General features: G+C 69.5%; 9 protein-coding genes. 5 read left to right on the top strand and 4 right to left on the bottom strand.

The annotated features are described in order from the left end of the window. Positions 1-285: 285 nt before the first annotated feature. Positions 286-1278, bottom strand: coding sequence for a helix-turn-helix domain-containing protein (locus tag OG199_RS03230; protein ID WP_356803322.1), 993 nt, complete (start codon positions 1276-1278; stop codon positions 286-288). A gap of 137 nt (positions 1279-1415) precedes the next feature. Continuing rightward, a complete protein-coding gene (locus OG199_RS03225) occupies positions 1416-5150 on the bottom strand; it encodes a S8 family serine peptidase (protein WP_405827798.1) in 3735 nt (1244 codons plus the stop codon). 310 nt (positions 5151-5460) lie between these two features. Between OG199_RS03225 and OG199_RS03220 the strand changes: the two genes are divergently transcribed. Beyond that, positions 5461-5889 carry a pyridoxamine 5'-phosphate oxidase family protein gene (locus tag OG199_RS03220; protein WP_405827796.1) on the top strand — a complete coding sequence of 143 codons (429 nt, stop codon included), beginning with the start codon at positions 5461-5463 and terminating at the stop codon, positions 5887-5889. A gap of 592 nt (positions 5890-6481) precedes the next feature. Continuing rightward, positions 6482-7474, top strand: a complete 993-nt coding sequence (galE, locus tag OG199_RS03215) for a UDP-glucose 4-epimerase GalE (protein WP_405827794.1) — start codon at positions 6482-6484, stop codon at positions 7472-7474. A gap of 609 nt (positions 7475-8083) precedes the next feature. Here galE and OG199_RS03210 read toward each other — a convergent pair. Continuing rightward, complete coding sequence (locus OG199_RS03210; RefSeq protein ID WP_401809190.1) at positions 8084-8623, bottom strand: GNAT family N-acetyltransferase; 540 nt, start codon at positions 8621-8623, stop codon at positions 8084-8086. A gap of 1254 nt (positions 8624-9877) precedes the next feature. Between OG199_RS03210 and OG199_RS03205 the strand changes: the two genes are divergently transcribed. The 3 genes from OG199_RS03205 (at position 9878) to OG199_RS03195 (ending at position 14611) form a co-directional block, all read left to right on the top strand. Next, entirely contained in the window at positions 9878-10297 is a 420-nt protein-coding gene (locus OG199_RS03205; protein WP_401809191.1) for a DUF3761 domain-containing protein, read from the top strand. A 498-nt stretch (positions 10298-10795) separates the two neighbouring features. Next, positions 10796-11164: a hypothetical protein gene (locus tag OG199_RS03200; RefSeq protein ID WP_401809230.1), complete on the top strand. Its 369-nt coding sequence runs from the start codon at positions 10796-10798 to the stop codon at positions 11162-11164. Positions 11165-11485: 321 nt separating this feature from the next. After that, positions 11486-14611 carry a discoidin domain-containing protein gene (locus OG199_RS03195; protein WP_405827791.1) on the top strand — a complete coding sequence of 1042 codons (3126 nt, stop codon included), beginning with the start codon at positions 11486-11488 and terminating at the stop codon, positions 14609-14611. 369 nt (positions 14612-14980) lie between these two features. Here OG199_RS03195 and OG199_RS03190 read toward each other — a convergent pair whose 3' ends face one another. Then, complete coding sequence (locus OG199_RS03190) at positions 14981-15847, bottom strand: carbohydrate ABC transporter permease (RefSeq protein WP_356803313.1); 867 nt, start codon at positions 15845-15847, stop codon at positions 14981-14983. Positions 15848-15856: the final 9 nt, after the last annotated feature.

Below are 15856 nucleotides of genomic sequence, written 5' to 3'. Positions count from 1 at the left end.
CTGCCCCGGTCGACCCGCGACCGCTCCGGGTGCTGCCCCCTCGCGGCGCCCTGCCGTGGGAGGAGCCGACCCCACACAACGGAACAGGCCCAGCCGCCAGCCGCGTTCGACTCGGCCGTCGGCCGGCAGGACCTCGTGCAGCCGCTGCCGGACGACGGCCTCATGCCGGTCGCAAGCGTGCCGGTCCCGCAAGCGTGCCGGCGCGTCATGTCCGAGCCGAACCCCAACTCACCGAGGGCGTGATGGAGCGCGGCGCACAGTCGCACCGCTGAACAGATCGGTCCCTCACTGCGACTCCACCCAGCCGTGTCGGACGGCGTAACCGCCCAGCTGCATCCGGGTCCGAACTCCGGCTATGTCCATGAGGTGGCGCAGGCGTCGGTGCAGCGTGCGCGGTGACAGACCGAGCTGGGACGCCGCCGTCGGGTCGGTCAGGCCGGCCAGGAGGAGCGCGAGGATCCTTCGGTCGAGGTCGGTCGGACCCTCCACACCGGGCTCGACGATGGTTTCGGCTTCTCCGCCGGTGCCCGACAGTTGGAGCGGGTGGGCGGTGCGCCATACCGTCTCGAACAGCGCGTCCAACGCGTCCAACAGGCCGCTGCGGTGCAGCAGTACGGCGCCGGGCTCTCCGGCGGGTGTGACCGCGAGCGGGACAAGACCGAGATCGGAGTCCGCGAGCACGAGTTTCATCGGCAACTGGTCGGCGACACGCAGTTGCACGCCGTTGCGCAGTGAATCGATCGCGTCGGTGACAATGCCCGGCTCTGCCAGCACCGCCCGGTCCAGTACCGCCCGGAAGTGCACGCCGCGGCCGATGGCCATGGGTTCGGCCGTGTTCTCGTCGGGCGGCACGGCGAGGAACGGTGCGGTGATGAAGCTGCGGACCTGCGTGCGCGCTGCCTGCTGCACCTGAAGGAAGCGATGACGGATGGCGTCGACGCCCGTGACGACCTCGATCAGATCGTTGATGCTGCTCCCGGTCATCGCCGCCCGGTGTTCCTCGGCGAAGGTCACCAGCGCCTGCTCGGCGATACGCAGCCCGTCCCGGCGCTGGCTGATGAGAGCGCCGAGGGCCATGGCCGGCGGGGCGGCACTGAACCGCTCGTCCGCCGACCTGATCACCAGTCCCCACCCGACCAGGCGGGACAAGGCCTTGTCGACGTCGGCTCGCGCTACGACGAGCAGATCCGACAGCAGCGTCGCGGTGGAGTTCGGCCTTCCGAGCAGCACCCGGTAGACGCACTCGTCATCGGGTTCGAGGCCCAGAACGTCCAGCATCGGCGACCGACTTTCTTCCGCTTGCCGCAGCGGGGAGAGTATCCGCCACGGCGGCAGACCCTGAACAGTCCCGGTTGGGAGCGGACATGACGGGAAGGGCCCCGGGGAGTCCGCTCCCCAGGGCCCGACAGCGCGGGTCATCGCAGGCCGTACGCCCGGATGATCTCGTTCTTGACACTGAAGCCGCTGTCCGTCCCGGCGCTCGCCCGGACCGAGATGAAGCCGCCGGGCTTCTTCGCCGTCCTGAACGGACCCGTCCAGTAGCCGTGGGCGCCCTTGGCCAGGGTCACCTTCTGCCAGGTGGCGCCGTCGTCGTACGAGACGTCGAGCTTCACCGTGGTGACGGTGCCCGGCACGGTGCCGACGTTCATCGACACCGGCTTGAGCGCGATCCGCTGGGGCGCATCGGCCTTGACGTCACCGTGCAGATTCGACTCCAGCTTGTAGTCCAGATTCAGCACCGAGAAGGGCTCGAAGGAGTCCGAGTCGACGGTGTCGGACAGGAACGTCCACTCGGTGTGGGTGCGCGTCGACAGGCGGAAGACGTCACCGGGCCGCTCCGCGTCGAGGACGGTGCGATACGGCAGCTTGCCAGCCGGCACCTCCTCCCACTGCATGTCTCCGCTGTTCGGGTTGTCGTAGATCCGTCTGTCACCCTGGAAGACCTGCAGGTGGGACGGTGTCTCACCCCACGGCAGGTAGCCACCCAGCCGCATGTTGTCACTGGCGGAGGCCCACGCCTGCACATTCCAGGTCATGTAGTTCTGCCAACGGGAGTTGTACACGCCGAAGGACTCGCTCTGCCCGGGGCGGGTCGCCGGGGCGAACCAGTTCAGGCGGGTGGTACTGCCCTTCGTGTACGTGTTGTCGCCCGACACCATCGACCACGGCAGGGCTTTGTCGACACCCTGCGTGTGGAACTCTCTCCAGACCTGCCCCGGGGTCACCCACTCGGTGCGGGTGCCCGGGTGCCACTCCGTTTCGGGAATGTTGACCGACGGGCTGAGGGTGAAGTCGGATCGGTAGCCTTCCGCCAACCCGCCGTCCGTGGCCGAGTAGTAGCGGGCGTCGATCCGCGCGAGATCGCTCCTGCTCGGCTTGTAGACCAGGGCTCGGTCCGGGACCTGCCGAGGGTAGTCGCGGGTCAGGTCGTAGACGAACGGGGTGTATCGGGTCTGCTTCACTGTCAGCTTCAGGATGCCGGACCTGGCCATCGCGATGAGCGTCCTCCCGGCGTCGCGGTGCACGGTGGCGACCGGGATGGTCGACTCGCCGACGTACTCCATGAGGGCGCCGGCACCGTCGTTGACCACGATCAGCGCCTTCGCACCGGCCGCCACCGCGGCCTCGGCGCGCTCCTGCGGCGAGATCGCGTCACTGCGCTGGACAACAGCGACTTTGCCCTTGGCTCTGACCGTCTCGTAGGCGGCCGGTGTGCCGTCGCCCGCGTAGACCACGTCCCGCCTGTCGGTGGCGGTGCCCACTGTGCTGCCGGTCTGCACCAGTGCGTCGAAGCGGAGGCGACCACCCGGCGTGCTCAGGGCCAGTTGCGGCTCGCCCTTGCGCCAACGGGTGGTCAGCACGAACTCGCCTTGTTTCATCGGCTCCGTCGGCGAGACGTAGACGTCGTCGTAGGCCGGCGGCAGCACGTACGCGCTGCGATAGTCCGTGTACGGGTCCTGGCCCTTGTAGTGGACGTTGAAGTCGACCTTGCGCTGGCGGTCCTCCGTACGCTGCGGCGCCTCGGTCCGCAGCAGACGGGCCTTGCTCGCGTCCAACACCACGTTCGCGGAACCGTCCTTGAGCACGGTCTCCGGGTCGACCAGTACGGCCAGACCCGACCGGTCCGTCTCTTCGCCGGCCACGTCGATATACCCCGCGACGGTGTAGAGGCCCGGTGCCATGCGCAGGGTCGTCCCGCCGTCGACGTAGACCGACCAAGGCAGGGTGTCACCGGCCAGGTTGATGCCGACCCAGCCGGAGGCGGGCTTGCCGTCCCGGCCGACCAGTTTGATGTTCAGGTCGTAGCGCTCCTCCTCCTTGAGCAGCGCCACGGACGTGCGGGTCACCGGCTTCCCGGTGGCCGCGTCGGTCCCTATGACGTAGCCGACGTGCCGGCCCACCGAGGCGGATTGCGGGTCACCGGTCACCGGGACGGCGGCGGTGCCGCCCGCCGGGACGGTCACCTCGGTCGCTCCCACGGTGAACGGGCCGCCGTCGTCGCTCAGCGCGAGGTTCAGTGTGACGTCGGCGGCACCGGTGTTGGTGAAGGTCAGGTCCTTCGTCACGGCGACGTCGCTCGGCTCGTGCGGCCACGTGTGGTTCCCGAAGAAGAGCGATCCGGTGCCGCGGACGGTGGTCCGCACGGCGGCGGCCACGTCGACACGGCCGGTGCCGACCTCGTACGGCGAGTACCCCTCGTCCAGGCCCTTCGCGGTGCTCATCAGGTGTTCCTTGAGCTGCGCGCCGGTCCAGTCCGGGTGCTGCTGGGCCAGGATCGCCGCCGCGCCGACCACGTGCGGGGTGGCCATCGAGGTGCCGCTGAGCGTGCGGTACAGGCCTTCACCGCCGTCGGTCATCTCCTGCGAGCGGGCCGCGGTGATGTCCACGCCTGGCGCCGCGATGTCCGGCTTCATGGCGCCGGAGGAGGCCAGCGGGCCGGTGCTGGAGAAGGACGCGAGCTGGTCCTGCTTGTCCGTGGCGGCCACGGTCAGCGCCGACGCGGCCGCGCCCGGGGCGGAGATGCTCTCCGGGCCCGCATTGCCGGCAGCGATGACGAACAGAGTGCCGTACTGCGCGGACAGCGCGTCGACCGTCTGCGACATCGGGTCGCTGCCGTCGGTCGGGTAGGAGTCGCCGAGACTCATGTTCACGACGTCCGCACCGGACTCGGCGGCCCACTGCATGCCGGCCATCACCCACGAGTCCTGGCCGTAGCCCTCCGCGCCGCTGAGCACCTTGCCGACGTACAGGTCGGCCCCCGGAGCGACCCCCTTGTAGTCGCCACCGGAGGCGGCGCCCGATCCGACGATGGTGCTGGCCACATGCGTGCCGTGCCCGTTGACGTCGGTGATGGCCTCGCCCGGCACGAAGCTGGCCGTACCGTCGATCAGACCGGCGAAGTCGGGGTGGTGGACGTCGATGCCGGTGTCGAGAACCGCGACCTTGACGCCCTTGCCGGTGAACCCGGCCGCCCACGCCTCGGGAGCGCCGATCAGCGGCACGCTCTCCTTCAGGTCGGCCTTCACTCGACCGTCGAGCCACAGCTTCGCCACACCCGCGCCCAACTTCGCGCTGCCCCGCGGCGCGACGCTGGTCCAGAAGGTGCGGGCCCGCCGCTTCTCGGTGCTGAGCGCGGCGCCGTGGATGCCCTTGAGTCTGCGGATCAGCATGCTGCCGCGGGGGGCCGTCGGCTCGACGGCCGCGCGAGACGTCGGCTGGGCGTACGTCGCGATCAGCGGCACCGCGGCCGACTTCGCATCGTCGTAGCCCATCTTGATCAGGCCGGTGACGTCGAACAGCCGCCGGTCCAGCCTGTTTGTGCCCAGCAGGGGCGCCGCCTCGTCCGGGATGACGAACAGGTCGCCCTTGACCTGCTGGATCTTTACGCCGCCTACGGCGCTGTCCGGCCGGTCGACGTCGGCGGTCTGCTTCCCGTCGGCCATCGTGGTGACCGTGACGACGTCGCCGGTGACCAGGGTGACCTTGTGGGTGGCCGAGGGCTTGGCAGCAACGACGGGCTTGCTCGGAGCCGCTTGAGCGGGTGCTTGCACCACCGCGAGCCCCGACGCCAGCAGCGGAACCACGGTGGCGGCTGCGATCAACTGCCAGCGTCTGCGCCGGAAGGCGGAAAGCTGTGAGGGAGAGAACATGCCATGGGTCTATCGGCCGGTAACGCCAACGAGAAGGCCCGATGAAGGCAAGTCCTTGCCATGGCACAGACTTGTCAGCCGTGAACCGCGCGAATCCGGGCGAGGCCGCACTTTCCGTCCGTTGGTCGCTTCTCGTGAACCGACAGACGACGTCGGACAAGCGACGCTTCGACGTTCGACGGGTTTCGGCGGGCGTCTTGGCTTCGGCGATCTCGCGCAGGCAGGCCTCCCAACCGCGGCCGACGTCACGGAGTACCTGCCCGCTGCGAGTCGGGAGACGCCGTGAGTGCCCAGGCCTAGAGTCGGGTGCATGGCACTCTCACGTGAAGAACGCGAAGCCTTCCTGGCGCAGCCGCACGTCGCCGCGCTGGGCGTCACCGCCGGTCCCAGCCGCGGACCGCTCCTCGTACCGATCTGGTACGGCTACCGACCCGGCGGTATGCCGTGGATCCTCACCGGCGCGAACTCGCGCAAGCTGAACTTGATCAAAGCCAGCGGCCGTTTCAGCCTCCTCGTCGAGCGCAGCCAACCCACTCCTCGGTACGTGTCCGTCGAGGGTCCCGTAGCGGACATCGCCGAGCCCGGCCCCACCGCTCACCGCGACCTCGCCGCCCGCTACCTCCACGGGGAAGCCCTGGACCGATACGCGGTATGGGCCGAGGCGGAACTAGCCGACCATGTCGTGGTCAGGATGCGGCCGGAGCACTGGACCGGCACCGACTTGGGCACGATCGGCTGACACGGCTGACACGGCTGACACGCCTGAACGCGCGGCCGGCGAGAGGGGGGCAGGATCTGTCTCAGGCGAGGTCGGGCCTTTGGAACCGGCCATGCCTGGCGCCGCACCTTCGCGCCGTGCGCGGCCGCCAATCGACCTCGATCCCGCCCACGTCAGGGCTAGCCGATCGTTTCAGAATGTCACCGACGGAGACGCCGGAAGTCCACCAGAACAATCGCCTCGTCCACGGAACTGGGGGCGTTGTATGGGAAAGGCGCACGCGACAACAGCGCGCGACCTGGTGCTAAGTGGGAGCCGTCGGCGTCGAGGTCGTTGGCGTTTGCCTCGCGGCGGGCCGTGGTCGACGCGTTGGCGCTGGAGTCCCGGGCCCAGGAGAGCGCGACCATGTGGACGAAGTCCACGCAGCCCGGCGTGGTGTCACGGTGACGCCAACGTGGTTCGAGTTACCACTTGCCAGCCGTCACTCTGCAGTGTGCCTCGACCGCCGGCTCGATGTGAGACTCGAAGATCAACACCGTTGCTCTGGTCGGGCGTTAGGCTCACGGCACGAACCACCTGGTCAGCGAGCGGATAGAAAGGGTCGAACCCTGACATGAAGGTACTGATCTCGGGCGGCGCGGGGTACATCGGTAGCACCGTCGCCTCTGCCTGTCTGGACGCAGGGATCACCCCGGTGATCCTGGACAGTCTGGTGACCGGACGTCGGGAGTTCACCGAGGGCCGCACCTTCTACCGGGGCGACATCGAGGACGGTGTTCTGGTGGACCGGATCTTCGCCGAGCATCCGGAGATCGAGGCGGTCGTGCACTGCGCGGCGCTGATCGTGGTCCCGGATTCCGTGGGTGACCCGCTCGGCTACTACCAGGCCAACGTGGGCAAGAGCCTGGACTTCGTGGGCCACCTGATCCGCAACGACTGCCAGAAGATGATCTTCAGCTCCTCTGGCTCGATCTACCTGCCGGGCGATGACTTCAGCGTGGACGAGGAGTCCGGAATCGCCCCGCAAAGCCCCTACGCGCGCACCAAGGCGGTCTGCGAGGGCATGTTCGCCGACATCGCCGCGACCCAGCCGATCCGGGTCCTCTCTTTGCGCTACTTCAATCCGATCGGCGCCGACCCCGAGCTGCGCACCGGCCTCCAGCTGCGTCGGCCCAGCCACGCGCTCGGCAAGCTGATCGAGGCACATGACGGGGGAGTGCCGTTCCAGATCACCGGCACCGATTGGCCTACCCGGGACGGCTCCGGTATCCGTGACTACGTGCATGTCTGGGATCTGGCCGCCGCACACGTGGCCGCGCTCCAGCGGTTCGAATCCGCGCTGGCAGATGCCCGCTCTTCGGTGATCAATCTCGGGACCGGTACGGGTACCACCGTCACCGAGCTGGTCTCGTCCTTCAACAGCGTGGTCACCCCGCCGGTCGCGGTGGTCGAGGCCGCTCCGCGCCCGGGCGACGTGGCTGGTGCTTTCACTCGCAGCGACCGGGCCAAGCGCCTGCTCGGCTGGGAGCCGCAGTTCAGCATTGCCGAGGGCATCCGCGACTCGCTGCGCTGGGCTGAGATCCGCGACCAGCGACTCGCCCGGTAGAGCGTCCGACCTCGAACGGCCGGGTGGGAGATCGGGGCCCGCCCGGCCCGGTGTCGGCAACAGTAGTGAGGGCCGGTGCCGTCGTCAGCTGACAACGGCTTACTGTTCGGCGCGGGCGAGCCCGGGGTGGTGGCGAGGCGGTAGGAGTCGGTGCCGGTTGATTACTTGGGCTTCAGACGGCGAGGTGAGATCCGTCCCTGGTCTGGTGCCAGCACTCCAGCTCTACTTCCTGCCGAGGTTTCCAAAGGCGCGCATGCACCGCGTAATTACCGGCTCGGGCGGGCATGACGAGCACGAATGATCCGGGCTCGCGTCCTCGGCGCTCCGGAGATCGAGAAATTGCCAGCCACGTAGCGGGGCGGGCCGTCGGTTGTTCGACCCCGAAGTACACCCTGCCCGGGCCGGGAGGGCCTCAGCACCCGAGGCGGACACCCAGGCGCGGGCGGATGTGCCGCAACCCTCGCCGCACCCGCGCGGGAGACAGCCGCCCACGGTCGGGTGTGGGCGAAGAAGGCGCCTACGCCGTCCGCTGCCAGGGCCAACTCGCGCTCCCTGCGCGACCCTTCGGAGCAGTGACCCCATCAGAATCGCACTCGGGCGACTTTGGGCTCAAGCGGACGGCATGACAGGGGACCGCAGGCCGAGCCACTGCTCGGCGTCCCACGCCTGGAACCGCTCTACCTCCGCGAACCCCAGTTTTGCCGCGAGGCGCATCGAGCCGAGGTTGGCGGTCTGGGTGGTGAGCACCACCGGCTCGGCGGGAAGGACGCCGTCGAACCAGTCGAGTGCCGCCGCGCAGGCCTCGGCGGCGTACCCGAATCCCCACGCCCGCGGCAGGAACAGATAGCCGAGATCGACCTTCCCCGCAGCAGCTGGGCGACGGTGCTCCGGTGCTCTCCTGAGCAGGATGTGGCCGATCAGCGTCCCGTCGAGATCAACGACGAAACTCCCGGGCCACCGCTCGGGTACCCCGGGTAGTTCGCGCTCGAGCTCGCCCCGTGGGCGGGGGCCGCCGAGGTACGTGTGCACCTCTGGTGACGCCAGCAGCTCGATGAACGCCGCACGGTCCCGGGCCTCGGACTCACGGAGCATGAGCCTCTCGGTCTTGATCGGCTCAGGCGGCCAGGCGACGGGCCCCAGGTCTGACATGCGCGCAGACTAACAGCCAAGAGATTTACGGGCAGCTGGGGCCCGCACCAGGGCTGCACGCTGGAGTACAAGGACGGACAGCCCGTACTGACTGTCCGCGGTGGCCGGTTCATCCCGGACGGGATCCGTGCTGAATGAGTCTGGGAATCGCGTCGCCAGCTACGACCCCCTGGACATCCTTGACCTACAGCTGAGCATCATCGGCATGACCTACGCATCGACGTGGCAACTCCGCGGGTGAGTCGTTGTCGTCGTTCCGACCTTGAGAGGTGCGTGTCGGACGGGAGTCTCGATACGGTGATTGCGGCTGGCCGCGGGCACGAGAAGCCATCGTCGTACCGGTGGCGGTGAGCGTTGGCTCGAGTGTGCCGGTAGCTGTCGCGGGACTCGACGGCGGTCGGCAGCAGGTCGACGGCCGCGCACAGCGGCAGCGGTGCGACGTACCGGATGGAGTCCTCGGCCGCTGGGGTCGTAAGGGGCGCGACGAGGAGAGCGGCGGCGGTCAAGCCCCGCAACGCGATCTTGAGCATGCTGCGTTGATACCGGCCGCGCGGCGGGCCGCGGCAGGGAACCGCGCGAACGTCACCCGGGTGAGCGGAAGTCATACGAGCGCCGGGGCAGCCGCATGGCCTCCCGTGGGGAGCCGGGAGGTGCGGCGGGCCCCTCCTCGCAGTAGCCGGCAGGGCCCAACAAGGGTGCTCGCCCAAGGGATTGGCGCGGCGCCCGCATGGACACCATGCACCACAAACCGGCCAGGAGGATAGACGCTGGCCGAAATCAGTTGACTGCCGGTGCCACCAGCGATGATTGCTTCATGTCGACCACCGTGCGGCACCGCGAACTCGCCTGAACCGACCCCTACGACACCCCGCGTGCGTCGGGCGCCGGCTGCGACCGGGCCGGCGCCGACAACCGGGAAAGCACTCGCCGGAAGCAGCGGTACACCGGAAGCAGCGGTACAGAGGTGTGAAGATCGTGTCGGTTGAGGCGGGGCCTCCCGCAGTCGCATTGACGTGCACCGAAGCGGCCGTGCCGGACCCGTCCGCCCATCCGTGAACGGTCACAACTGTGTCACCACCACCGCAGGACACTCACATTTCCTTCACACCTCCCGTTACGGTCACCTCACTACGAGCCATCCTTGGGGGGACCATGTCGTACAACCAGCCTCCGCCGCCGCCCGGGTACGGGCCGCCCGCGCCCTTCACGCCCTCCCCGCAGCCGGCGAGACCGAAGTGGGCCCGGAAGCGGTACATGCTGCCCGCCGTCGGCGTCGCGTTCATCCTCGGCACCGGTATCGGCGCCGGCGGGAACAGTCAGGACAGCAACACCACGAAGGCCGCAGCCAGCAAGGTGCAGCCCGCCGCCACCGTCACCGCAACAGCCACAGCCACCGCGACGGAGACCGCGACACCGAAAGCCGCGCCCACGGTGACCGCCACGAAGACGGTCAAGGTGAAGGTGACCGTCACCGCGAAAGCCGCCTCCGTCAGCGGCTCCGGTAGCGGTTCGGTCGGCGGATCATCTGGGAGCGGCGGCTCAGGTTCTTCGGGCGGCTCCAGCGCTGCCGGAAACGGCGCTACCGCTCGCTGCAATGACGGCACCTATTCCTACGCCGCACACCATCAGGGCGCCTGCTCGCACCACGGAGGCGTGGCTGTCTTCTACAAGTAGGCCAGGGCGCACGGGCATCCATCGGGAACGCGCCGCCAGACATGCGGGCGCCCGCCCCAACTTGGGGCGGGCGCAAGCCTGTACGCCGAGTAGCCGGCCCGATGTGCGGCGGCCGGTCGGACGACACAGCCGATGCGTGTGTTCGGTCCTGACGGGGGAGGGAAGCCGGAGCGGGTGAGAGGGCCACGGCGGCGGCCTGGACCACCTGCGGTTCTCGTTGATCCGAACCTTGATGGTGCAGGCGGCTGCCAGAACGGAGCCGATTCCGCGCGCCTCAAACTCCTGATGATCACGCGTTGGCCGCTCTCGTACTCACTCGGGCCCAGCGCGCAATCGCGAGGGCCGGCCGGATGGGGATGGCGCGCTCTCGCCCGAGGCGGCTGATCCGCCGGTCAATTCCTTTGCGCGACCGGGCAGGTCGCCCCTAGCGTGCAAGCGCATGGGAACCGCGCGCCAGGGCAGCGCGCCACCGAACGAGGAGCAACCGCCGTGGGAACCATGGTCTCCATCAGGGGCTGGCTGGAGTGCGACGACCGACAGCTGGCCCAGATCAAGGAGATCGTGGAAGCGGACGATCCGGAGCGCACCTACAGCGGGGGCTGGGCCTTTCCCGCTCGGCAGTACAACAGCGGCAGCTGGGCCTTCTACGGGGGCGACATCCGCGCGGTGTCCCTCGACTGGTTCGAGGAGAGGCTGCGTCAGATCGCCCAGATCCCGGCCTCCTACCAGGACGACGAGTACGACGAGAGGCCTCGGGGGCTGTTTCTGGTCAGCCACGACGTCGACGGCATGAGCGAGTGGAGGGTCCACAACGGCGGCCTGGTGATCGGCCTCCCGGACGGTGACTACCGCTACCTCGACGCCTAAGGGCTGTCCCGAAATCCCCGGCGGGCGGCGCACGACGACAGCCACGGCACCTCGCCGCGTTGTCGGATCGCCCGAATACACCCGGTACGAGGACGCCCCTCCACCTTGCGACGCACCGCATCTGACGCCGCGCGCTGATCCACCGGGGATCACGGGACAGCCTGAGCCAGAGCACGAAGTCGCACTGGAGCACCAGGCTGTCCTGGCCTCGCAGTTCACAGGGCCAGCGTGCGGCCGATGAGACCGGCAGGGCGCGGGCCCAGGCGTCCTTGGTTTCGAACGGATCCGCTTGACAACGTTGTCTTACGAAAGGCGCCCAGCGTGCCCGATGCATCCCCGCAGGTCGACCGCCGCCGTTTCGTCCAGCTCCTCGGCGCCGCCGCGCTGGCCGCAACCGTCCCCGTCACCCTCGGTGGCGGCACCGCGCGCGCCCAGGGGCGCCCGGGCACTGCGCCCGACACCATCGCGGACACCTACTACCGCGTCCTGCTGAACCACACCCACTGGTCCGAGACACAGTGGGACGAGGCCCGCGGGTACTACACGGACAAGGACTTCGGTTTCGCCGTGGTGCTCGGCAACGCGGTGCTGCTCACGCACGGCAGCTACGACAGCGACCGCGCCGGGATCGACGAGAAGACGCTGAAGGACCGGACGATAGCCACGATCCAGCACTTCGCCGCGTCGAACCGGCTCACGGGCGGCACCCAGTGGGGCCGAACGCTGTTCTTCGACACCACCTTCCAGCTCTACTTCGTGCTGGCCGCACGGCTGTTGTGGGACGAGCTCGACGAGGCCACCCGCACCCACGTCGACACGATCGTCCGCGAACAGGCCGCCTACACCACGGGTTTGGGCACGGGCGACGACCCGAACTCCGGCGGCTGGACCCCGCACGGCCTGCTCGGTGGCCACGAGGGCGACACCAAGCTCGAGGAGATGGGCGTGTACGCGCAGTCCCTGGCCCCCGGGCTGGCCTGGGCCACGGACGACGCGCGGCATGCCGACTGGGACAAGGCCTTCGGCACCTGGGCACGCAACGAGACCGGTCTGCCCCAGGCGGACCTGGTCAACCCGGCCCGTGTCGACGGCGTCCCCGTGTCCGACAACACCGCCCGCAACCTGTACGACACCTTCATCGTCGAAAACCACGGATCCTTCGGTCCGCACTACCAGGAAGAGCTGTGGCGCACGTCCGGACGCAACGCCGCCCACTTCATCACTGCCGGGCGCCCGTTGCCCCAGGTGCTCACCAACCAGCCGAACGCGGACGAGTTGTGGCGCACCCTGCTCGGGGTGATGAGTGACGCCGGCGAGCCGCTGATGCCGATGGTCAACGACCGCGAGCACCTCTACGGCCGGGACGTCATCCCGCTCGCCTTCCTCGCCCAGGTGGTCGGCGACCGCGCGGCGGCCCGGGCGGAAGCGGCGCTCGCGGAGCGGCTGGAGGCGTACCAGAAGTACCCGCCGGAGTACCGACTGGCGAAGTTCTCCGGCGAGCCGAAGTACGAGCCGGAGGCACGCGCGGAGGTGGCCATCAGCTACCTCCTGCACCTGTGGGCGGCGGCCCAGGGCCGCACGGTGCGACCCCTGACCGCGCAGGAACTGTTCGAACACGCCTCGGGTGTGACCGACTTCGGCACCGTCCCCGGTCTGGTGTCCCACCAGTCGACCGGCGCCTGGGCGGGCGCCGTGACCAAGCCGGGCTTCGTGAAGTTCGCCTGGCAACCGGCCCACGACGACTGGCTGTTCAAGCTCAGTGGCGCCAACCCCATGTTCCTGCCCAGCACGGCGGCGCAGGTGACCAGCCGTCAGGTGCGGACGTACAGCAGGCTCCGCGACGGGTTCGACGGCAGCGCCACCGTGGTGCGCCTGAGCACGGGCCGGGCGGGCCTGACCACCCTGCCTTCGGGCGCCGTCGTCTACGCGACGACCGGCGTCGCAGCGGGGGAGGGGCACCTGGAGGTCCACAACCTCACCATGCCGGGCATGGCGGGCCTGACGGGTTCGCGCACCTACCGCTTCGCGGAGGGCAGCGCCACCGTGACCGCACAGGACGCCCGACCGGCCGCCGCCACACCACGCGTGGACGAGGTCACCTTCGCGAGGACGGAGGTCAGGCAGTTGCGCATGGTCGGCGTCCTGCCCGATCCGACGTACGGCTACTCGCTCTACGCCTTCGAGGCCCGCGACGGTTCGGACGGTGCCGACCTCGCCCGGAACGGGACGGCGACAGCATCCTCGTACGACCCCGGCAAGGAGCCGGCACTGGCGGTGGACGGCAACGCCACGAGCCGATGGGCGGTTTCGAAGGCGGACCGACCCCGGGCGGACAGCTGGATCGCCGTCGACCTCGGAGCGACGCACGCCGTGGACCGCGTCACGCTCCGCTGGGAGGCCGCCGCCGGACGCGCCTACACCGTGCAGGGATCGCCCGACGGCCGGCAGTGGAGCGACCTCGCCTCCTGGCCCGAACCCGACGTCTCCAGCAAGGGCGGCTGGCTCGACGTCGACGGCCGAGCCGGCCTCGTCGTGAGGGGAACCGAGCAGCCGCTCGCGGTGTACGGCGACACGGTCGTCCTGGCCGACGGTCCGGCGTCGCCCCTGCTCGCCGAGGGTTACCCCGGCATCTCCACCGACAGGCTCCGCGACCTCGCCCGCGGTGCCGCTCCACAGGCCCAGGACGACAGCGTGCGCGCGGCTCTCACCGAGGATCACCTCAGCCTGTTCAACCTGTCCGACCAGCAGGTGACGACGCGCATCGACATCCCTCAATCCGGCGTGCGCACGGTCCTGTTCGAGGGACGCCAGACCCTCACCGCCCAAGGCAGCGCCTACGAGGCCCACCTTGACGCCGTCACGGCCGAACTGCTGCCTCCGCGCATGGTGGTGAGCCCACTGTTCGGAGGAAGGCTGCCCGCCGGGCTCCAGGCGGAGGCCGTCGACGCCGCCACCGTGCGGCTCACCGGGCCGTCCTGCCGCCTCCGGGTGACCGCGCAGGGCCACAGTCAGGTGACCGAGGTCCGCGCGCACCGCACCACCACCGTCACCGTGCGGGGCGCCGACGCCTATCCACGGGACGACCTCGCCCTGGGTCGCACGGTCTTCCCGACCAACCCGCTCCCGCCCGGCATGTCGGCCCCCTCGGCCGCCGTCGACGGTGACCCGCACACGGCCTGGACACCCGGCCCCAACGGGCGAATGGTCGTCGACCTCGGCGCCGAGCGCCCCGTCCGGGAGATCCGCACCGAGTGGAGCGGGGGTCACGTCCCCGGCCTCCAGGTGGAACTCAGCGGCGACGGTCTGACGTACACGCAGGCCGGCCACCTCACGGGACGCGGCAGGAGTCGCCGGCTCACCATCAACGGCACCGCCCGTTACGTGGCACTGGCGACCGACGCGGGGCAGCGGGGCGGCGCCCGGCTGACCAGCCTCTCCGTGCGCTGACCAACCTCACCACCCGCTTGCCGCACCCTGCCAGTGGAACTCCCGCAACCGAGACGGGAGTTCCACTGTCGGAGGCTCAAGTCCCCGCGACTTGGCCGCCATCCGGCCGACGCGGCGCAACGCAGGGCGCCGCTACGCCCCGACTCGGACGCGAGCTGTACGGGACGGTGCTGCAGCCGGCGGGGATTCTCACACGACGGCGCACACCCGGCGACGTGGTTCACGGTGTCGTAGACCGGGGTCGTACGGTGAGCGAAGGGGGCGCTGAGGCCGTTGTGTTCTCCGGCCGCGAACGCCGCCGCGGCGGTGCCCCCCGTCCCGGTCTCCCGGCACGGACGTGGCACCGCCGCGAGGGCAGGGTCGGGTCCGTCACTTGATGCCCGTCGTGGCGATCCCCTGGACGATCTGCCGCTGGAAGACCAGGAAGACCGCGATGAGCGGGATGAAGCCGAGGACCGAGGAGGCCATGACCTCGGCGTACTGGGGGCTACTGGGGTCCACCAGTGAGGCGAGGCCCACAGGGATGGTCTGGGACTTGGTCTGGCTGAGGACCAGCAGCGGCCACAGGAACGCGTTCCAGGAGCTGATGAAGGTGAGAATCGCGACCGTGGACACCGCCGGGCGACAGATCGGCATGCAGACGTTGGCGTAGACGCGCCACCAGCTCGCCCCGTCGATGCGGGCCGCCTCGATCAGCGCCGTGGGGATGCCGCGGAAGAAGGAGTGGAAGACGAACACCGAGATCGGTGCCGCGACCGACGGCAGGACCAGCGCCCAGAACGTGCCGAGCAGGTGGAACGACCGGTACTCGATGAACTGGGGCAGCACCAGTGCCTCGGTCGGCAGCATCAGGCCGGCCGTGGCGACGGCCATGACCAGGCCCCGGCCGCGGAAGCGCAGGAAGGCCAGCGCGAACCCGGCCATCGAGCAGAAGGCCACCGTGAAGATCACGGCGAGCACCGAGATCACCAGGCTGTTGAGGTACCAGGTGCCGATCGGATGGTTGTCCCAGGCGGTCGAGTACGCGTCCAGCGACCAGCCGCCGGCGAAGATCGACGTGGGGCTCTGGGTGATGGACGCGTCGTCGCGCAGCGAGGTGATCAGCGCCCAGACGAAGGGCACCAGCCAGATCAGGGCGAACAGGGTCAGGCAGACGGCGCAGAGCCGGTTGAAGAGCTTGGCGCCGTTGACCGCGCCCTTCGGTTCGGCGGGCTGCGGCTGGGTGATGGTGGTCATGGGTCCTCC

Source organism: Streptomyces sp. NBC_01176, assembly GCF_045039825.1.
GTDB lineage: Bacteria > Actinomycetota > Actinomycetes > Streptomycetales > Streptomycetaceae > Streptomyces.
The sequence above is the reverse complement of the archived record's forward strand: the minus strand, read 5'-3'. Positions and strand labels throughout refer to the sequence as shown.